Genomic DNA, 19817 nt, shown 5'->3' on the forward strand with positions numbered 1-19817 from the left:
TTAGCGTGCTTTACGCGGGGTCGTGTTCGGTGGGCCTGGCAGGCACCGGGATCGGGAGGACCGCGACCGTCACGTTGTCGCGGCCGCCCCTGTCGAGCGCCACTTGCAGCAGAACCCGCGCGCACCGCAGGGGGTGCGCGCGGGCGTCCGCCGGCACCGCCGAGGCCAACTCCTCGGCGGATTCTGCGTAGTTCCACAATCCGTCGGTGCACACCACCACGACCCCTGGTCCGTCTGGCTCGAAGGACGTGGTGTGCGGGTCGAGTTCGGGCGCGTCCGCGCCGAGCCAGGCGGTGATGGCATGCGCGCGGCTGTCCGCGTATGCCTCCGCCTCGGACAGCAGGCCGGCCGAGACCATCCGGGCCGCCCACGAGTCGTCCTCGGTGAGGCGCGAGGCGGGTGTGTCGCGGTCGTCCGGGATCCAGTACGCGCGGCTGTCGCCGATCCAGCCGACGGTGACGACCTTGCCGGAGGCGATGGCGCTCACGCAGGTGCAGGCCGGGGTGTTGTGGTGTGGGGCCTGGTCCGGTTCGGGGTCCTCGGCAGCGAGGTCGGTGACGGCCTGGCCCGCGGCCAGTAGCGCCTCACGCGTCGCGTCCTCGAACGAGTTGCCGCGCCGCAGCGCTTCGAGTAGTGACGCGTTGGCGCGCTCGGCGGCTGCCGCCGACGCGTCGTCCGGGCGGTGGGCGGACGACACCCCGTCGCACACCACGGCCACCACAACAGGCGTACCGTTGCGCAGAGTTGACGCTGACAGCGCGAACGCGTCCTCATTGCGGTGGTGCCGCAGCCCTCGGTCACTGACCGCCGCCGCACCCTCCAACTCCTGCTCCTGGTGGTCGCGTTGGCGCGGCTCCTCGAAGGTCGGCTCGGGGGACTGACTCGCCGCCGAACTCCCCCTGGAGAGCGTGCCGTTGGAGGCCAGCTCTGTGCCGCATACGCCACAGAACCTGTCGTCGGGCTCCAGGGGTTCGGCGCAGCAGGGGCTGGCGATTGGTTGCACCATGTGTCACACCCACGTCCAGGGGCGGAAACGATTGGCCCGCTCCACCAGTTCGACCGCTGAGCTGTCCTGCTGGGCGAGCCGGGCCAGCACTCGGTAGGAGCGCTCCATGCCGAAGCGCAGCCCACGCTCGGTCAGGGGGCAGTCCAACAGCCTGACCCCGGTGGCCTCCGGGCCCGCGCCGGGGCTGCCGGAGAGCACCCAGTCGAGTGCGCTGCCCAGTACTTCGGTGGCGAGCTGTTCGCGCCGCTTGGCGTCGATACCGAGCTGCCGAAGCTCCTCCACCTGGACGGCTGCCGCCCGTAGGTCTTCCAACGGCAGTTCCTGCGGCGGCCGTTCGCGCAGCCGGGCACGTATCGCGGCGACCCGGGCCGCGGTGAAGTGGATCGAGGCTTCCGGCACCGACTCCAACGCCGCTACGGCCCCGGCCCGTTGGCGCGAGGCGAGCAGCACGCGGGCGAGGCCGAACGCCGCGCTGACATAGCGCTCGTCGGTGCTCCACACCAGCCGGTAGTATTCGGCGGCCTTCTCCAGTCGGCCCAGCGTCTCGGCGCAGATGCCCAGCGCCAGCTTGGGCGCGGACTCGCCAGGGAAGGCGTCGTACACGGCGTCGAAGGCCAGCGCGGCACTCTCGTGGTCGCCGGTCGCCAGCGCGGTCAGACCCCGGTGCCACACCACGCGCCAGTCGTCGAGGTCGTCGTCGGCCAGCGCTGTCAGCATGTGCGTCGCCGCGTCGATGTCATCCGTCTCCAGCCTTGCCCGCAGGTCCCGCAGCCGTATCTCGACGGAGTCCACGGGCGCCGACCGCAAGGCCGTGATCAGCTCCGCCGGTACGGCGGCGGCCAGACCCGCCAGGAACTTGGCGTTGGGGTCGGTCGGGTCCACCAGCGGCACCGGCAGCGCGAGGGCGGCGGCCCGTGCGTCGAGCCGCGCGACGGTGAGCGCGGCACCTGCCTCGGCCTCGCCCGCCGGGCCGGAAACCTGCGCCGGCACGGTGTACGGCGTACCGGCCGGGGGTGGGGTGTTCCCGAAGAAGACACCGCTCGCCGACGGGCCGGAGCCGGACGCGATTGCCTTGCCCGCCGGGCGACTTGGCCGTATGCCGAGGGATCCGTTCGGCGACCGGCGCGGGGCGCCGCGCCGTACCGCGAGCGTGTGCGCGCCGAGGGTGGAGGTGTTGCCGTCCAGGGGTTCGACCAACTTGTCCTCGACGACCCGCAGTTCCTGCCCGAAGACGCTGGACAGGGCGGGGCGGGGCTTGCCGGTCTGTGAGGCCACGATCTCGCGCAGGACGCCGAGGAGCTGGTCCGTCATTTCCTCGGCGGAACCGAAACGTCTGTCGGGGTCGGGGTCGGTGGCCCGGACGAGGAGCCGGTAGAAGGACTCGTACTGCGAGAAGACGGGGATCTTGTCGGGGCCGGGGAGGCTGTCGACGAAGACGGTCGTGTAGCCCTGGAAGTCGAAGGTGAGGATGGCGAGCGCGCGGGCCACCGTGTAGAGGTCGGAGGTGACGGACGGGCCGAACTCGGCGACTTCCGGCGCCTGGTAGCCGATCGTGCCGTAGATCGCGGAGTCCTCGTCGTCCATGTGGCGGACCGCGCCCATGTCGATGAGTTCGAGCCGGTCCTCCTGCTGGATGGCGTTGTCTATCTTGAAGTCGCAGTACAGCAGCCCGCGTTTGTGGAGGTGGCCGAGGGCTTCCAGGGCCTCGATGGCGTATGCGATGGCTTGCTCGACCGGCAGCGGCTCGCGCTGGCCGTCCGGGCCGCGCCGCTCGTCGGCGATCTCCTTCAGGGATTTGCCGCCGACGTACTCCATGACGATGTAGCCGTCGAGCGAGCCCGTGCGCTGGTCGAGATGCTCGACGAAGTTGTAGATGCGGACGATGTTGGGGTGTTCGATCTCGGCGAGGAACCGCCGTTCCGAGACGGCGGCGGCCAGCGCGTCCTCGTCGCCGGTGTCGAGCAGGCCCTTCAGGACCACCCAGCGGTCGCTGACCGCGCGGTCGACGGCGAGATAGATCCAGCCGAGCCCGCCGTACGCGAGACAGCCAACGACCTCGTACTGGTCGCGGACGAGATCGCCCGCCCGCAGCTTGGGGGTGAAGGAGTACGGGTGGCCGCACTTGGCGCAGAAGCCGTCCGCGCGCCCCGGGCGCCCGTCGCGGCTGCGGCTGACCGGCATGCCGCAGTCGCTCTTGCCGCAGTACCGGTTCCGTTCGGGGACCTCGGGGTTCTCCAGGACGGAAGTGGCCGGGTCGGGACGGGGGATGGGCGGTACGGCGACCAGGCCGGCGCCGAGTCTGGCGCGGGTCGGTCCGCTGCCGCCGGTGACCGTGGTGCGCACGGTCACCGGGGTACCGCCGACGCTGCCCGTGAGGGTGTGGGACAGCCGGCTGAGTGTGGAGCGGGGTGAGGGCGAGGAGTTGTTCCCGGAGTTCTTCGGGCCCTCGCTCGCGGGTGACGCCCCTGTACGCCCGGCGCCCACCCGTTGGGGCACTGGGGCACGCCCGCAGATGTCGCAGTACAGTTCGCCGCCGCCGACGTCCTCGATGGTTCCGGTGCAGCCCGGGCGTTGGCACTTGGTCATGGTGTCCACCTTGTTCCCCATCGGATGTTCATGCGCAGGTCACCGCCTCTCCCGGGGCCCGCGAGTCTTCTGGACGGCGGGGTGGTTCCAGCGGGTCCGCGGCACGGAAATCACCCCGCAAGCCGATGTCAGGCACTCTCGCGCCCGAACGGAGGGAACTCGGCCAGGGTGCGGCGCAGACCGATGACGGCGAGGGCGGCGATGACGAACACGGCGCCGGAGAGGCCCAGCGGTCCGGACAGCGCGCTGCCGGCACCTCCGGCGGCGGACTTCTCGTAGGCATCCGTGTTGATTTTGATCAGTTTCTGCAGTGCGGTGTCGAACTGCCCGAAAGCCCAGTTGGAATCGCCGGGCTTGTAGCTCACGCAGTACGCGATCGCCCCGGTCAGGTCCCCGGAGGTGGCGAGGGCGCGTATGCGGCGGTCGTCCTTTTGGTACACCTGGTAGGCGGCGACGACGACTTCGGCCTGCTTGCGCTCGCCCTTGAACGTGATGTTGCGGAACTCGTCGCCGAAGAAGCCGGTGAAAGGCAGGTCTTCCTGATCGGCCCGGTAGGCGTTCATGGCGGCGGCGGACCGGGCGTCCCAGACGCGGATGGTGGCGCCGGGCAGATGCATGAGCTGCTGGGTCTTGTCGAAGAAGTGCTGTTCGTGTTCGGCGGCGTTCGGCTGGTCCAGCAGGTAGCGGGACTCGTCGGCGTTGGCGTCGTAGGCGACGGCGCGGGCCCGGGTGAGGGCGACGACCGAGTCGTAGGCGTCGCGGCGAGCGCCGTGCAGGTACTCCTGCTGGCCGGAGATCTGCACGGTCGCGGTGATGGAGACGCCGATGGCGATCAGGACCGCGGCCGCCAGGGCCGGATTCACGAGGCGTCGGAACCGGACGGCGAGGAAGAGCTGGAGGACGAGGAGTACGACGGTCAGCAGCAGGCCGGCGGTGAGGACGGCGATCCGGGCCGAGGACAGCTTGTCCGTGGTGGTGGTGTAGGTCGTGTTGAAGGCGATGTTGTTCGCTGTGACCAGTTGGTCGGCCTCCGGGAGGAGGCGGGTGCGCATCAGGTCCGTGGTGGACCGGTAGGCGGCCAGTGTGCCCGGGTCGGTCTTCCCTGCGGCGTAGCCCTTCTGCTTGCCGAGGAGCAGCGCGTGGGACGCGCCTTCCTCGTAACTGCCGAAGTCGGCGATGGCCTGCGCGACGGACGCTTCGGCCACCGGATCACCCTGGGCGGCGACCGAGAGGTCTCGGAGGTAGACGCCGGCTTGGTTGCGCCGCTGGTTGTAGATGTGGGCGGCGGTGCTGCGGTCGTCGGTGAGTTCCGAACTGGTGCCGAACATCAGCTGGTTGGCGAGCTGGGCGTCCATGTCGTTGAGCGTGAAGTACAGGCCGGTGGCGCTGGTGATCTGGGGTGCGGAATGGTTCCGGATGTCCGACCAGGAGGAGCGTGCGAACAGACCGGTCACGACGAGCGCGACGATGAGCAGGGCCGAGGCGCTCAACGTGGCGCCGCGCAGCAGTCTCAACCACTGGGGGACGGTTGTCGGGAGGCGGCCGCGCCACAGCTTCGGCGGTCTGAGGCGCGGCCTGCGTATTCCGCGGAGTGGCCGGCGTATTCGGCTGTTGGGGGAGACACGCGGTTCGCGGTGCCTCCCTCGGGAAGGCCGGGGGGAGTTGGCCCCCATCGGAGCCGACGCCTGGGGCGGTGCCGCAGGGCGCTGTTCCGTGGCGCTGGTGTCCGGCATTGCGTTGAGTCCCCTTCGCACTGCGGAGCGGCCTGCGCCGCGCCTTCCGCGAGCGCCACTCTTACGCCTCGAACGGGGAACAACCCTGTCTTGTCGCGACTTTGACGCCGCATCAACGGGACCTTGACGCGGTGCCGAGGGGGTGGGCGGGACGGGAGAGCCGGGAGGGGCTGTCCGAACAGCCGACCCGTACGCGGGAGAACGAGACGGCGTCGGCGCCCGCCGTGCACATGCCGACGCCGCCCGCTCGTGTCGGCGGATCACTTCGTGAGAGATCGCCAACTATCCGAGGAGCAGACCCGCGCCCAGGAGAATGAAGGCGGCGCCCAAGCCCGCCATCGCGTACTCCCATATCGCGCGCTCGCGGCCGTACAACACCAACTCGCGGGGATCTTCGGGGTCGTATCTGACGAGCACATGGCTGCCGTCGGTCAGAGGATGACGCCTGGACGCGGGTACGGGGGAGCTGACCTCCATGACCTTGCCATCCTCGGTCGTGTACTGCAGTACCGGCCGTCGGTCGTCCTCGCCCGCGATCGGGCCGGTGCGCTTCACCAGCGCCCACGCATCCACGCCCGCGCGGCCCAGTCGACGGATCCGGTGCAGACCGACGAGGCCCGTCAGCAGCGCGACCGTGCCACTCACGCCGGTGAATCCGGCCATCGTGATGACGGCTCCCTGCGGCATCCGGGGTCTCCCTCCGTTGTGCGGAGTCCGTCCTTGCACGGTGAGTGTCCATCGTGCACGGGGGCCTCAGCGCCGGGCGTGGCGGATCTTCAGCCGTCCGTACCCCATGACTCCGGAGATCCGGATCCTCGGCCCGCCCGGAAGGGTGGGCCGCCGGGGCTTGTATCTCGGGTCCTTCCACTCGGTGCGCAGATCCTCGATCTCGACGATCGCGTCGCGAGGCACCGTGATTCTGGCCCTGCCGTACGGGAGTTGCAGCTCGATGTCGACGACAGGGTGCTCGAAGACCGCCCGGGACAGGTCCAGTTTGACCTTTCCGAATGCGGACTCGACCTTGAGGGTCCGCGGTACTCGCCATGCGCCGCGTCGCCGGATCCACCCGCTGGCGGCGGCGATTGTGGACGTGGTGGCAGGCTTCTCCGCCGGGAGCGAGACCATGGTTGACACGAGCTCGCCGTGCGTCGTGACGGTGAGCGCCTGGTGGAGGAGTCCGTCCATCTCCTTGTGCGAGATGTGCCCTTCGGCGTACGCCTCCTGCAGGCGCTGCACGGCCGTGTCGCGGTCGGCTTCGCTGATCCGTGGCGGCGGGTCTTCCGGCAGGGACGTCACCGTTTCACTGTAGTGCGGCGCCGGCGGTGCGAACGTGCCGAGGCCCGCAGTGGGCAATGCATCCGAGGGGGAGGCCGACCGCTCGACAACCTGGCCTTGACCGTCCGACCCGCCGAACCCAAGTGGTCGTAGCACTGCCTCGCTCACGCGCGGGAGTTCGGCCGGGCCGCGCACTGCGGCTGAGCGCGCCGACCGCGAGCCGAACTTCATGGCCGCGGCGTGGAGTTCGGCTGAAGCGGCCGGTCGATTGTCAGTCCCCCTGCCCGTCTGCCGGTGCCTTCAGCAGCCGCTCCAGCTCGTCCCCGGCTTCGTCGTACCCGGCGTCGGAGATCCGTTGCAGCTCGCGCAGGTCGCCGGTCGCCACCGCGCGTCGGGTGAGCAGGAACCCGGCGCGCATGGATCCCTCGTCCAACAGCTCGCTCAGCTCTCCGAGGTCGCCGGCCGCGTCGACGAGGTCGGCCAGCCGGTCCAGGGCGGTCTCGTTGCCCTCGTCGGCCAGCTCGCGCAAGGTCTCCCGGTCGATGTTCGTGTTCGCCATGCCCCCATGCTGCAGCCCTGCCCCAGGGGAAAGGTCAAGTGGGACGATGGCCGGGTGATCACGATCGGACAGTTGGCCAAGTATGTCGGGGTGTCGACCAAGACCATCCGCGTGTACCACGACAAGGGGCTGCTGCCCGAACCCGACCGTGATGCGTCCGGCTACCGGCGGTACGGCGCGAGCGACGCCATCGACCTGATCAAGATCCGCACGCTCGCCGAGGCCGGCGTTCCCCTGGCCCGGATCCGGGACCTGCGGTCGGCGACCGACGAGGAGTTCCAGCAGGCACTGCGCGAGATCGATGACGACCTCACCGCCCGCATCCATGGCCTGCGGGCAACGCGGGGTCGCCTGCGCGGTCTCGCAGCCGGGCAGTTGGCACCGCTGCCAGCCGAGGTCGGTGCCCACTTGGAGCGCCTTGCCGGCTGGGGATTCACTCCTCGATGGGTGGACCTGCAACGCGACCTGTGGATCCTCGTGTTCGCCACCCACCTGGACCACGCGATCACCCTGTTCCACGATCAGGCCGAGACCCTGGCCGACCCGGCGCTACGGCGGCTCTTCCTCGACTACGATCACGCGCACGACCTCGCCCCCGACGATCCCCGCATCGACGACCTCGCCCGCCGAATCGCCGAGGCTCATCGGGAACGTTACGGACCCGACGAAGTGCCCCAGCTGGACACAGCCTCCGAGATCCCGGCGCTGATCCAGGGCACGGTCAACGCCTCGTCCCCGGCATGGCAGCGACTCGACACGCTCATCCGCGCACAACTGGACGCGTAACTCGACGTGCACGGAGGCAGGTCCGGGCCGCGTGCGGAAATCAGTCAGTGCTCTCTCGCGATGTCAGGAAAGTCCCGACTCCCGTAGGACCGCCCGTGCCGTCTCGTCGTCGATGCGTCGGCCCAGTCGGTCGAGGACGTCTGCTCCCTGGCGGAGCGTTCCGCGTTCCAGGGAGCGGCGGACGCCCGTGTCCAGTTCGTGCCAGAGCAGGGGGTTGGCGGCGAGGACCCGGGGGTCGAGTTCCACGCTGTGGCCGTGGACGTCGCGCAGGACCAGGTGGGAGGAGACGCCCTCGTACTGTCGTACGGCTGCCAGGCCGTCCGTGCGGACCACGTGCCGGCGCCAAGGGGTCCGTACCGCCACCCAGCCGGGGCCCGCACTCACCCGCTGCGGCAGGAGGACGACGCATACGGCGGCCGACATGGTGACCCAGAGCAGGGCGCGGAGTGGCGTCAGGCTTCCCGCGTCCCAGTCGACCAGAAGGCTCATGGCGCAGAACAGCAGGGCACAGCTCACCGCCAGCCGGGCGCTGCCACGCCAGTGGCGGTCGCCGGCTTGGATCACCGGTCTGTTGTGCCTCATGGCGCCGACGCTAGGCGCGTGTGTGCACCTGAGCGACCGGCGCTGACGGGCCCCTGACGGCGTACCGGCGAATCTTGACGGGATCCTGACGGCGAGGCCGCTCAGCCGGTGTGGACGCGCGGTCGGCGGGTCCGGTCCGGTTCCGCCTCGCGCAGGACCTCGCGGGTGACCGGGGCGACCTCGCCCTGGCCGAAGAGGAAGAAGCGGAGGAAGTTGGCGAAGGGCCCGCCCTCGGTCCACTCGAAGTAGATGTGCGGGATGCAGCCTGTCGTGTCGCGGACGTGCAGTAGGAGCGCGGCCAGGGCGTTGGGGATGGAGGAGGACTCCAGGGTCAGCACCCGGTAGCGGTTGTGCAGCACCTCGCCGCGCACGGTGAGGCCCGCCTCGAACTCGGAGGCGTCGAGGACCGTCACCTCGACGAAGACGAAGTCCTCTTGCTCGGGCAGGTCGTTGTCGTTGCGGATCTGTTCGATCTTGTCCCGGTACTCGGCCTTGTCGCGCCGGTCGGGCTCGTTGGCGAGGAAACGGATCTTGCGGCTGGAGATGTCCCGGACGAACCGTTCCGCCATGGGGTCCAACTGCACGCTGGTGACGCGGAGTTCGAAGGCGCGGGCCAGCCGGGACAGCAGGGAGACCAGGATGATGCCGGCGATGAAGCAGGCGCCGATCTTGACGCCGTCGGGGCGCTCGACGACGTTCGCCCCGGTGACGTAGAGGAGGACCGCCGAGACGACGGCGAAGCCGATGGTCAAACCCTGCTGTCCGGCGCGGCGAGCGGCAATGGTCACCGCGATCGCCGCCGAGGACATAAGCACCAGGACACCGGTGGCGTAGGCGCCGCCCTGGGCGTCCACGTTCGCGTCGAAGATCCAGGTGACCAGGAAGCCGATCAGGGTGAAGACGATCACCATCGGCCGGACGGCGCGGGCCCAGTGCGGGGCCATGCCGTAGCGGGGGAGGTAGCGCGGCATGAGGTTGAGAAGGCCGGCCATCGCGGAGGCGCCTGCGAACCACAGGATGGCGATCGTCGAGACGTCGTAGACCGTGCCGAAGGCGCCGCCCAGATACTGGTGCGCCAGATAGGCCAGGGCGCGGCCGTTGGCCCGGCCGCCGGACTCGAACTCCTTCTCCGGGATCAGCCATGTGGTGATGAAGCTGGTGGCGATCAGGAAGACGCTCATGATGATCGCGGCGGCGGTGAGCAGTTTCTTGGTGTCGCGGATACGCCCCTTGGGGTTCTCCTCCGTGTCGCTGTCGTCGCCCTTCACATGGGGCATGACGGCGACCCCGGTCTCGAAGCCGGACAGGCCGAGTGCCAGCTTGGGGAAGACCAGCAGGGACACACCGACCATCGCGAACACGTTTCCGTGCTCGGCTGTCAATGCGCTCGACCAGTCGGTGACCACATGGCCCGCGGCGCCGACGTGCCACAGACCGACGATCACGACCACGACGTTCAGCGCGAGATAGACGGCCACGAGGACGACCGCGACGCCGATGGCCTCCAGGAAGCCCTTGAGGAACACCGCGCCGAGCAGGGCCACGAGGACGAGGGTGATCAGCATTTGTTTGTCGTGCAGGGTGCTGGTCAGGTGCGGGTTCTCGACCAGGTGGGTTGAGGCGTCGGCGGCCGACAGGGTGATGGTGATCAGGAAGTCCGTCGCCGCGAACCCGAGCAGGGTCAGGACGAACAGCTTGCCCTTCCAGAACGACAGCAGCCGCTCCAGCATCGCGATGGAACCCTCACCGTGCGGGCTCTCCTCGGCCACCCGCCGGTAGACCGGCAGGGCGCCGGCCAGCGTGACCACGACGAGCACGATGGTCGCGATCGGGGAGAGCAGGCCGGCGGCGAGGGCCGCGATGCCGGGCTGGTAGCCGAGGGTGGAGAAGTAGTCGACACCGGTCAGGCACATGACCCGCCACCAGCGTTGGCCCTTGTGCGGGGGCTCCGGTTCGGCATGGGGTCCGGTGTGGCCGCCGGTCCTGCCCATGTCGGCCAGGCCCTCCAGCATCCACGCACGCATACGACGCGGTGGGTGTTCGGTGGCGACCATCGGCGTGCTCCTGGTGCGCGGGTCGGCGTGGGGTTCCGGCCATCACGCGGACGGTGGCACCAGCGTAGGCAGAGAGTGACGCCTGAGCACACGGGGAGAGCGCTGCACGAGCGTTAGGACTCCGTTAAGAGCGGCTGGTGCGTGCCGATGGAACATCGGGACTGGGAGGTCGGGGCCGGACACCCAACGTCATTTCGTTGGGGGGTCGGCTACCCGCGACCGGGCGGAACGCCTCAAGAGGTTCCGCCCGGCCGCAGGGGTATGTCAGGACTCAGACGCGGGTTGGGGTGGCGGCTTGCCGGGCCTCGCGGATGCAGGTGTCGAGGATGTCGATCGCGGTGTCGACGTCGGCGTCGCTGTGGTCCGCCATGGCCTGCATGCGGAAGCGTGCCGCGTCGGAGGCGACCGCCGGTTGTTCGACGAGGTGGGCGACGAGGCCGGCGCGGGCGATGAGGCCGGAGGCGGTACGGCCGGTGGGGGTGTCGCCGATGAGGACCGGGACGACCGGGCAGACCACGTCGCCCATGACCTCCAGACCGCGGGCGGTCAGTCCCTCGCGCAGGCGGGTGGCGACGGCCGCGACCGCCGCCCGACGCCGGGCACCCTCGGGCGAGTTCACGATGGACAGGGACGCGAGGGCCACCGCGGTCTGTACGGGGGTGATGGCGCTGGAGAAGGTCTGCGGGCCGCCGAACATCCGCACGAACTCCCGAGCCGAGGCCGACGGGGTCGCCAGGAATCCGCCGGTGGTGGCGAACGTCTTGGAGAAGGCACCGACCACGAAGTCGACCTTGCCGAGGATTCCGTGCACCTCCAGCTGGCCGCCGCCGGACTCGCCCATGGCACCGAAGTCATGGGCGACGTCGACCATCAGCTGGGCGCCGAACTCGCGGCAGATGCCCAGCAGTTCGGCCAGTTGCGGGGTGTCGGAGTCCATGGAGAAGACGCCCTCGGTGACGACGAGGACGGCGTTGGTGGTGTCGGTGGCGCGGATGCCGGCCAGGTGGCGTCGTACGGCGTCGTTGTCGAGGTGCCGGAAGAACTCCACGGTCGCCCCGCTGGCGGCGGCGCCCTGGCGCAGCGAGTCGTGGGAGAGCTTGTCGAGCAGGATGTGGTCGCGGCGGTGCATCAAGGCCCGGATGGTGCCGAAGCCGGACGCCCAGCCGGTGGGGAAGAGTGCCACGTGCTCGGTGCGCAGGGCCTCGGCGAGACCGGCTTCCAGCGCCCTGCTGATGGGGGTCGCGCCGCCCAGGGCGGGGGAGCCGGCGGTGAGGGGGCCGTAGTCGCGCAGGGCCTGGTGGGCGGCGTCGAGGACGGTGGGGTGGCCGGTGAGGGACAGGTAGTCCTGGCCGCCGAAGTTGGGGCCCTCGGTGATCACGCCGGTGTCGGAGACGACGGTGGCGCGGGTGGTCAGGGCGGTGTCGTAGCGGCGGAAGTAGGGCCACAGGTCGGCCTGTTCGCGGTCCCGCTGCCAGGCGAGGTAGGCGTCGTTCCGGGTGGTGAGATCGGGTCCGGACACCGTGCGGAACCGCATGATGTCCTTCTCGCGGGCATCGGCCTGTCGGCCGTCGTCCGGCCCGGCCTGTGTGGGGGTGGCGGGCACAGTGGTCGTCATGTTCTGCGTCTTCTCCTGTGAAGAGGGAGGTGCAGGCCCGCGCCCTGGCGGATCTCGCCGGGTCGGTGGGCCCACGGTGACGCTATGGGGCCGAGCCCTGGGGCAGAGTCCGTACTGACGGCTTCTTGATCGAATGGGAGCGCTTTCTAACGCCGGGCTGACGCGGGGGAGTTCCGACACCTTCATCGATGCCTCCCGGAAGCCGTACGGCAGGGGCGGGCGAGAAGCGAGAGCAACGCTGCTCCTCGTCGCCCACCCCTCGGCAGACGGCGTTCCGTCAGTGCTGGCCGGCCTTGCCTCCGTGGTTGGCCTTCTTCTTGCGACGCGCCTTCTTCTTGCGGGCACGCTTGGACACGGACGTCAACTCTCCTTCGGGTAAGGGCGGTTCAGGCGGCGCTGCGGCCGACGAGCAGGTCCGCGAGCTTGTTCAGGCGCTTGACGGTGCGGTCCTCGGTGGCGGCCAGGGCCGGTTCGATGCGGGCGTCGCGGTCGTAGTACGCGCCGTTGACGATCTCGACGGCCGGGTCGCACAGCCGGACCACGTGCGCGGCACCCTCGGCAGGCGACATGCCCTCGTGCGAGTACAGCGGCAGCATCGCCGTGTCGCAGACGCCGGGGTGCACGGAGACGGCGGTGACACGCGGGTCGGCCGCGAAGACCGTCAGGGCCAGTTGGGACTGGGCGTAGGCGGCGAGCCGGGAGTAGCGGCGGGTGCGGTTGGGGTCGGACCACTGGATGGAGCCTGTTCGGTGCAGGGCCGAGGAGACGTTGACCACGCGGCCGCCGGGGTCGCTGGTGAGCGCCGGCTCCAGCAGACAGGTGAGCAGGTAGTGGGCGAGGAAGTTGACCTGGAACGCGATCTCGTTGCCGTCGGCGGTGACCGTGTGCCGCTCCGGGGCGGCCATGCCGGCGTTGTTGACGAGCACGTCCAGGTGGGGGTGCTCGGCGACGACCGTGCCGGCGAGGGTCTCGACCTCGTCGAGGTGGGCGAAGTCAGCTGCGTACGTGCGGAGTTGGTCCCCCGCGATGCCCGCTGTGGCGATGAGCGCATCGGATGCGGCGCGGGCGTCCTCGGCGGTACGGCCGTGCAGCAGCACGGTTGCGCCGCGCTCGGCCAGCTGCCGGGCGGTCTCGTAGCCGATGCCGGCGGTGGCGCCGGTGACGAGGACGGTGCGGGACGAAAGAGTGGAGTCGGACATGATCCAATCCGGGGTTGATGGCACGCGAACAGAGCCCCGGCCCGGGGCAGTTGGGCGTGCGGAAGGAAAGACGGGCGGGGCGCCGGACAGGAGTCACGGCGCCCCGGAGGGATGCGGAACGCGTCAGTGGGACACGGACGCGGGCATTTCCGCACAGCGCGGCGCAGGACTGGACGGCCGAGCGGGACTCGGCGGCCGGTCGAAGAGGAGCCAGGCGCTGTTCACGTCATCCATGGAAGCCGTCCCGCAGACTGCGAGCAAGCCCGATCGCCCTACCCTGACGGGCTTCTGACGTGCGCATACGTGTCCTTGACGGTCGGGCCCGAGCGGCAGCGGGCGGGGTTCAGCCAAGGCCAGGCACCCCGGAGATCAGCAGGTCGATCAGCTTGATGCCCAGGAAGGGCAGCACCAGCCCGCCGAGCCCGTACAGCAGCAGGTTGCGGCGCAGCAGGTCGTGCGCCGATGAGGGCGTGTAGCGCACCCCGCGCAGCGCGAGCGGGATCAGTCCGACGATGATCAGCGCGTTGAAGATGATCGCCGAGGTGATCGCGGACGTGGGGCTGTGCAGGCCCATCACGTTCAGCGACCCGAGGCCCGGATACGCGCCCGCGAACATCGCCGGGATGATCGCGAAGTACTTCGCGACGTCGTTGGTGATGGAGAACGTGGTCAACGCGCCTCGGGTGATGAGGAGTTGCTTGCCGATCTCGACGATCTCGATGAGCTTGGTCGGGTTCGAGTCGAGGTCGACCATGTTGCCGGCCTCCTTCGCGGCCGACGTGCCGGTGTTCATCGCGACGCCGACGTCCGCCTGAGCCAACGCGGGCGCGTCGTTCGTACCGTCACCGGTCATCGCGACCAGCTTGCCCCCTTCCTGCTCCCGCTTGATCAGCGCGAGCTTGTCTTCGGGAGTCGCCTCGGCCAAATAGTCGTCCACGCCTGCCTCTTGGGCGATGGCACGGGCGGTGAGCGGGTTGTCGCCGGTGATCATGACGGTGCGGATGCCCATGCGGCGCAGCTCCGCGAAGCGTTCGTGGATGCCGTCCTTGACGACGTCCTTGAGGTGGATCAGGCCCAGGACGCGCGGCCCGTCCCAGTCGTGCACGGCTACCAGGAGAGGCGTACCGCCCGAGGCGGCCACGGAGTCGGCGAAGTGCCGTGCCTCCGGCGGGACTTGCCCGCCGTACATCTGCGCCCAGTCGATCACCTGCTGGGCGGCGCCCTTGCGGATGGCGCACACAGCTCCGTTGTCCCAGTGCAGGTCGACCCCGCTCATTCGGGTCTGCGCACTGAAGGCGACCCAGCGGGCGTTCGCCAACTCGCCCTCGGCGGGGGCTCGTAGGTCGTACGCGTTCTTCGCCAGGACGACGACCGAGCGGCCCTCGGGTGTCTCGTCGGCCAGTGAGGAGAGCTGTGCGGCGTCCGCGAGCTGTCGCTCGTCGATGCCGGGCAGCGGGACGAACGCGACAGCCTCGCGGTTGCCGAGGGTGATGGTGCCGGTCTTGTCGAGTAGCAGGGTGTTCACGTCACCGGCCGCCTCGACGGCCCGGCCCGACATGGCGAGCACGTTGCGCTGCACCAGCCGGTCCATGCCGGCGATGCCGATCGCGGACAGCAGGGCGCCGATCGTCGTCGGGATGAGCGTGACGAGCAGGGCGACCAGGACCGTCGTCGACTGACCGGCGTTGGCGTACTCGGCCATCGGCTGGAGCGTGACCACGACCAGCAGGAAGATGATCGTGAGCGACGCCAACAGGATGTTAAGGGCGATCTCGTTCGGGGTCTTCTGCCGGTTCGCGCCCTCGACCAGGGCGATCATCCGGTCCAGGAAGCTGTGGCCGGGGCGGGCGCTGACCCGCACCACGATCCGGTCGGACAGGACGGTCGTACCGCCCGTGACGCCGCTGCGGTCGCCGCCCGCCTCCCGGATCACGGGCGCCGACTCACCGGTGACCGCCGACTCGTCGACTGCGGCGACGCCGTCGACTACATCTCCGTCCGCCGGGACCATCTCGCCCGCTTCGACGAGTACGACGTCCAGCGGCTTCAGCTCGGTGGCCGCGACTGCCTCGGTGCGGGCGCTGCGCAGGTCGGTGCCCCAACGCCAGTCGAGCAGCCGCAGCGCGACCGTGTCCGTACGCGCCCTGCGCAGCGACTCGGCCTGCGCCTTGCCGCGGCCCTCGGCGACGGCTTCGGCGAGGTTGGCGAAGACGACGGTCAGCCACAGCCAGGCGCTGATCACCCAGGTGAAGACGGCCGGGTGGAGCAGTGCGGACAGGGTGGTCAGCGCGGCTCCCACGGACACCACGAAGAGCACGGGGTTCTTGACCAGGGTTCGTGGGTGCAGTTTGCGGAGGGCCTCGGGGAAGGAGCGGACGAGCTGGGCCGGTTCGAAGAGCCCGCTCCGGGCGCGGCGTCCCGTTCCTCCTTCCGGTCCGGGCCCCGAGGTGCGCTGGGGGCGGGACGGCGGGGCCTGCTTGGGCGCAGCGGGATACATGAGACCTTCGTGGCTCGGCGTCGGCACGCGTCAGGGCATGCCGGCGGACTGGTCGGTGGGCGGGAAGCGATCACGGGAACGTGCGGGGCCGGGGCCCCGGCCCCGCACGGTGGTGCGCGGACGTCGGCGCGAGAGGACGACAGGACGCCCCACGCCGATGCCCGCCGTTCCGGGGCACGCATCAGGCCGCCGCGAGCCGCTTTCGGCTTCGGGACCAAGGGAACGGCCAAGACCATCGACGCCCCGGACTCGGCGGCGAACCACAGGAATCTATCCGCGGCCATCGACCGAACAACCCTGCTCAGCAAGGAATTTGCGGCTTTCATACGGGTCCGGCATGAGCGTCGTCAAGGCCCCGTCAAACAATGCCGACCAGCCGTCAGGAGGGCGTCAACACAGTCCGTCCGTGGCCTGATCCACTCGCAGACTGAGTGGCAACGGGGGGCGGGGCGACCGTCCTCGGCATTGCGGGGGAGGGACCGTGACCATCACGGCCGGTACATCGCACAGACCTCAGCCGGAGGCCGGTGCGCAGCCATCGAAGCCAGCGGTCACCCCGCCAGGGGGCAGCCCCGGACCGCAGCGACACGAGGCGTCGCGGACGGGCGGTCCGGGGCAGCGCCCGGTGCAGCAGACCGTGGCCGCGTGGGCCGCTCTGCGCCGCCGCTACTGGGCCCACGTGCCCGCGCGGCTGCGCCTCCTGCGCGCGGCCACGGTCCTGCTCGCCACCGCTCTGGCGCTGCTGCTGACGTTCGCCGGACTCGCCGCCATGGGCACCTGGAACAGCGTGGCCGACCGCGACGCGCCCCGAACCACCAGCGCGGCCGACCTCGATCTCGCCCTCAACGACATGGACGCGCAGGCAGCCAACATCCTTCTGTCCAACGGCGACGCGGGCAAAGGGCGCCTGCAGACGCCGTACCAGAAGGCCGTCGGCTTCTACGGCGACGCCCGGTACGAGATCGGGCACGATCTGCGCACCCTCGCCGTCGCGGCCCAGGGCGACCGGAGCGACGAGAAGACCGTGGAGTCCCTCACCGACGGCTTCGCCGAGTATCAGGAGCTGATCGGCCGGGCCCTGGAGAACGACGGCCACCGCGGCGGCAAAGCGGCCGCGCTCGCCGACTATCGCAAGGCCACCGACCTTCTGCAGCAGCAACTCGTCCCGTCAGCACGGACGTTGGTGTCCTCCAACGACAAGGCGTTCGACACGGAGTACAGCTCCGCCCGATCTACCCTGTCCTCCCAACTCATCGCCGTCATCGCGCTCGGTGTGCTGCTGCTGGTCGTGCTCGGAGCCCTGCAGTGGTATCTCGCCCGCAGGTTCGGGCGCAACCTCAACCCCGGCGTGCTGGCCGCCACCGTCTGCACTCTGCTCGCCGTGATCCTCGGCGCCCAACTGCTCACCTCCACGGCCGACGACCTGCGGGGAGCCCGGCGCGACGCCTTCGACTCCGTCGTCGCACTCTCCCGCGCACGGGCCATCGCCTACGACGCCAACGCCGACGAGAGCCGGTATCTCCTGGACCCCGGGCGCCGCGAGCAGTACGCCGCCTCCTTCCTCGCCAAGTCGCAGGAGCTGTACGGCATCAAGGGCGCGACCCTCGCGACGTACGACGCGGAACTCGCCACCAGCTGGCAGGCGTACGAGTCCGACCACCAAGACCTGCGCTTCACGGGCGAGTTCCGGCGCGAGCTGGACAACATCACTTTCGTGGGGGAGCGGGTGGCGGCCGAGAAGACCGTGGAGACCTACGCCGTCTACCAACGCGACGACCGCAAGATCCGCGCGCTGCTGGCCGCGGGCAAGGAGGACCAGGCGGTCGAGTTCTGCATGGGCTGGGAACCGGGCACCTCCAACGCGCACTTCGGGACATGGATGGCCGCGCTGGACAAGGTGACCGACATCAACCGCGCCCACTTCACGGCCTCGACCGACGCGGGCCGCTCGGCGGTCACCGGCCTGCTTCCCTGGGCGGGAGGGCTGTTGCTCACCGCGATGGCTCTCACGGCTCTCGGAGTACGGCCAAGGCTGGCTGAGTTCCGTTAGGGGCGAGGTCCGGCGGGGCCTGCCGAGACGGAGGGCTGGAAGCGCCCCTTTTAGGGGCGCGGGGCTGTATCAATATGCGGCTCCGCCGCGTGGGCGCGACCAGCCACGACGTGGCCGCACCCAACCAACGACCTCTCCCGGCACCCCCAGCGGACCCTCACACATCCGCCAGCCGTGTCTCCTCCAGGTCCAGGGACCGCTGCAGCCGACGCCGGGTGGTGTCGCTGATGGCGTGGCCGTCGTACAGGCGCTGGAGTTCGCCCGTCTCGACGGTGATCAGGTCGCGGCGCAGCTGGCGGTAGACCAGGTCGGCGGACTCGGTCGCGGCCGTCTCGCTGTCGCTGTCCTGCTCCGCGAGGCGGTCGCGGGAGTCGTCGAGGCGGGCGGCCAGGCCCCGGCGGAGCCGGTCGAGGACGACGTCCGGTACGACCTCCAGTTCGGCCAGTTCCTCCAGGCGGGCCAGTCCCGCGTGGGCGAGGTGGGAGCGGGCCTCGGCCTCCTCGCGCGCGGTGTGGGCGGGCTCGAGGGCGATGCCGGCGCGGTGGACGACGGGGGCGAGGGTGAAGCCCTGCACGACGAGGGTGACGACCACGACCGAGGTGGTCAGGACGAGGACGAGCGGCCGTTCTGCGAGGGCGGTGCCGTTCCGCGCGACCTCGGGGATGGACAGGGCGGCGGCCAACGGCATGACCCCTCGGGTACCCGCCCAGGTCAGGACCACGGGGATCCGCCAGTTCATGCGGGTGATGCCGCCCTTGCGCTGCACTACCGCCGACAGCGGGGCCAGCCACAGCATGCGCACGGCGATCAGCGTGCCCGCCACCGCGAGCGCGTACAGCGGCCAGGCACCGTCGCCGTCGGCCAGTGCCCGCACCTGCGCGGGCAGGGCAAGACCGATGAGCGAGAACACCACGCTCTCCAGCAGGAACACCACCGTGCCGTAGACGGCGTGCAGTTGGAGCCGGATGCGAGCGTTGGTGAGACGGTCGCCCCGGCCGCCCAGGACCACGCCGGCCACCACGCACGAAGTCACGCCCGAGGTGTGCGCCGCCTCCGCCAGCAGGTAAGCCGCGTACGGGGTGACCAGGGCGATCACCGTCTCCAGGACCGGGTCCTCGGTGCGTCGCCGGATCAGGGCGATCACGCCGGCCACCGCCGCGCCGATCAGTGTGCCGCCGCCGGCCAGGAGCAGGAACTCGCCGCCCGCCGCGCCCCAGTTGGCGGCAGTGGACGCCACGGCGATACCCGCCGCCACCCGGACCAGCACCAGGGAGGTCGCGTCGTTGAAGAGACTCTCCGCCTGCACGAGGACCTGGACCTTCGGCGGCAGGGCGAGGCGTCTGCCCAGCGCGGTGACGGCGACCGGGTCGGTGCTGGCCAGGATCGCGCCCAGCACGAACGCCATCTGCCACGACAGCGGCGTCACCAGCGCCGCCACCGCGCCGACCGCCGCCGCGGACGCCAGAACCAGGCCGATGGAGAGGATCCCGACCGGTTTCCACACCGCCCGCAGCTCACGCCAGGGCATTTCCTCCGCGGAGGCGTAGAGCAGCGGCGGGAGTACCACGAGGCCGATGATCTCGGGGCTGATCTCGATCTGAGGGGTGCCCGGCAGCAGCGCCACGCCGAGGCCGGCGACCACGAGCAGGGACGGGGCGGGGATGCGCCACCGGCGCGCGAAGGTGGCCACCATCGTGGCGAGGACCACGAGGGCGAGAACCGTACCTACGCTGCGCATGCCGCCTCCTGGAACTACGAGGAGAGCCGCTTTGGCTCCCCTGCCGACCAGGCTTCCCGGCACACCGCTTTCACCCTATCCGCTGCAGGTCACGTCAAGGCAGTGTCAAGGTCCGCGGGACCGGCGCCAAGGAAGCG

Annotated in this window: 14 protein-coding genes; 2 read left to right on the plus strand and 12 right to left on the minus strand. The window is 70.3% G+C overall.

The genetic code is table 11. The features are described from left to right. Positions 1-10: 10 nt before the first annotated feature. The 6 genes from OG223_RS47260 to OG223_RS47285 all read right to left on the minus strand — a co-directional run bounded on the left by OG223_RS47260 (position 11) and on the right by OG223_RS47285 (position 7159). On the minus strand, positions 11-1006 hold the full coding sequence (locus OG223_RS47260; protein WP_443073806.1) for a PP2C family protein-serine/threonine phosphatase: 996 nt from the start codon (positions 1004-1006) through the stop codon (positions 11-13). A 3-nt stretch (positions 1007-1009) separates the two neighbouring features. Further along, positions 1010-3592 carry a serine/threonine-protein kinase gene (locus OG223_RS47265; RefSeq protein ID WP_329263238.1) on the minus strand — a complete coding sequence of 861 codons (2583 nt, stop codon included), beginning with the start codon at positions 3590-3592 and terminating at the stop codon, positions 1010-1012. A gap of 128 nt (positions 3593-3720) precedes the next feature. Next, positions 3721-5106, minus strand: a complete 1386-nt coding sequence (locus tag OG223_RS47270) for a hypothetical protein (RefSeq protein ID WP_329263240.1) — start codon at positions 5104-5106, stop codon at positions 3721-3723. A gap of 501 nt (positions 5107-5607) precedes the next feature. Beyond that, positions 5608-6012 carry a DUF3592 domain-containing protein gene (locus OG223_RS47275; protein WP_329263242.1) on the minus strand — a complete coding sequence of 135 codons (405 nt, stop codon included), beginning with the start codon at positions 6010-6012 and terminating at the stop codon, positions 5608-5610. Positions 6013-6078: 66 nt separating this feature from the next. Next, complete coding sequence (locus tag OG223_RS47280; protein ID WP_329263244.1) at positions 6079-6621, minus strand: DUF1707 SHOCT-like domain-containing protein; 543 nt, start codon at positions 6619-6621, stop codon at positions 6079-6081. Positions 6622-6871: 250 nt separating this feature from the next. Further along, complete coding sequence (locus OG223_RS47285; protein WP_329263247.1) at positions 6872-7159, minus strand: hypothetical protein; 288 nt, start codon at positions 7157-7159, stop codon at positions 6872-6874. A gap of 54 nt (positions 7160-7213) precedes the next feature. Here OG223_RS47285 and OG223_RS47290 point away from each other — a divergent pair, with 54 nt between their 5' ends. Continuing rightward, positions 7214-7945, plus strand: coding sequence for a MerR family transcriptional regulator (locus OG223_RS47290; protein WP_329263249.1), 732 nt, complete (start codon positions 7214-7216; stop codon positions 7943-7945). Positions 7946-8008: 63 nt separating this feature from the next. Here the strand turns inward: OG223_RS47290 and OG223_RS47295 are convergent, their stop codons facing one another. The 5 genes from OG223_RS47295 to kdpB all read right to left on the minus strand — a co-directional run bounded on the left by OG223_RS47295 (position 8009) and on the right by kdpB (position 15892). Then, the gene (locus OG223_RS47295) at positions 8009-8527 is read right to left on the minus strand and encodes a hypothetical protein (RefSeq protein WP_329263251.1); all 519 of its coding nucleotides are present in this window, start codon (positions 8525-8527) and stop codon (positions 8009-8011) included. Positions 8528-8628: 101 nt separating this feature from the next. Further along, positions 8629-10581 (minus strand): amino acid transporter, encoded by a 1953-nt coding sequence (locus tag OG223_RS47300; RefSeq protein WP_329263253.1) that lies wholly within the window; start codon positions 10579-10581, stop codon positions 8629-8631. 271 nt (positions 10582-10852) lie between these two features. Beyond that, positions 10853-12196, minus strand: a complete 1344-nt coding sequence (locus OG223_RS47305) for an aminotransferase class I/II-fold pyridoxal phosphate-dependent enzyme (protein WP_329263255.1) — start codon at positions 12194-12196, stop codon at positions 10853-10855. 386 nt (positions 12197-12582) lie between these two features. Further along, positions 12583-13395, minus strand: coding sequence for an SDR family NAD(P)-dependent oxidoreductase (locus OG223_RS47310; protein WP_329263257.1), 813 nt, complete (start codon positions 13393-13395; stop codon positions 12583-12585). 343 nt (positions 13396-13738) lie between these two features. Further along, positions 13739-15892 carry a potassium-transporting ATPase subunit KdpB gene (gene kdpB / locus OG223_RS47315; RefSeq protein ID WP_329263259.1) on the minus strand — a complete coding sequence of 718 codons (2154 nt, stop codon included), beginning with the start codon at positions 15890-15892 and terminating at the stop codon, positions 13739-13741. A 625-nt stretch (positions 15893-16517) separates the two neighbouring features. On the opposite strand from kdpB, the gene OG223_RS47320 reads away from it, so the two are divergent. After that, entirely contained in the window at positions 16518-17942 is a 1425-nt protein-coding gene (locus tag OG223_RS47320) for a hypothetical protein (protein WP_329263262.1), read from the plus strand. A gap of 157 nt (positions 17943-18099) precedes the next feature. Here OG223_RS47320 and OG223_RS47325 read toward each other — a convergent pair whose 3' ends face one another. Then, the gene (locus tag OG223_RS47325; RefSeq protein WP_329263264.1) at positions 18100-19680 is read right to left on the minus strand and encodes a Na+/H+ antiporter; all 1581 of its coding nucleotides are present in this window, start codon (positions 19678-19680) and stop codon (positions 18100-18102) included. Positions 19681-19817: the final 137 nt, after the last annotated feature.

Origin of the sequence: Streptomyces sp. NBC_01478 (assembly GCF_036227225.1) — a bacterium.
Classification (GTDB): Bacteria; Actinomycetota; Actinomycetes; order Streptomycetales; family Streptomycetaceae; genus Streptomyces.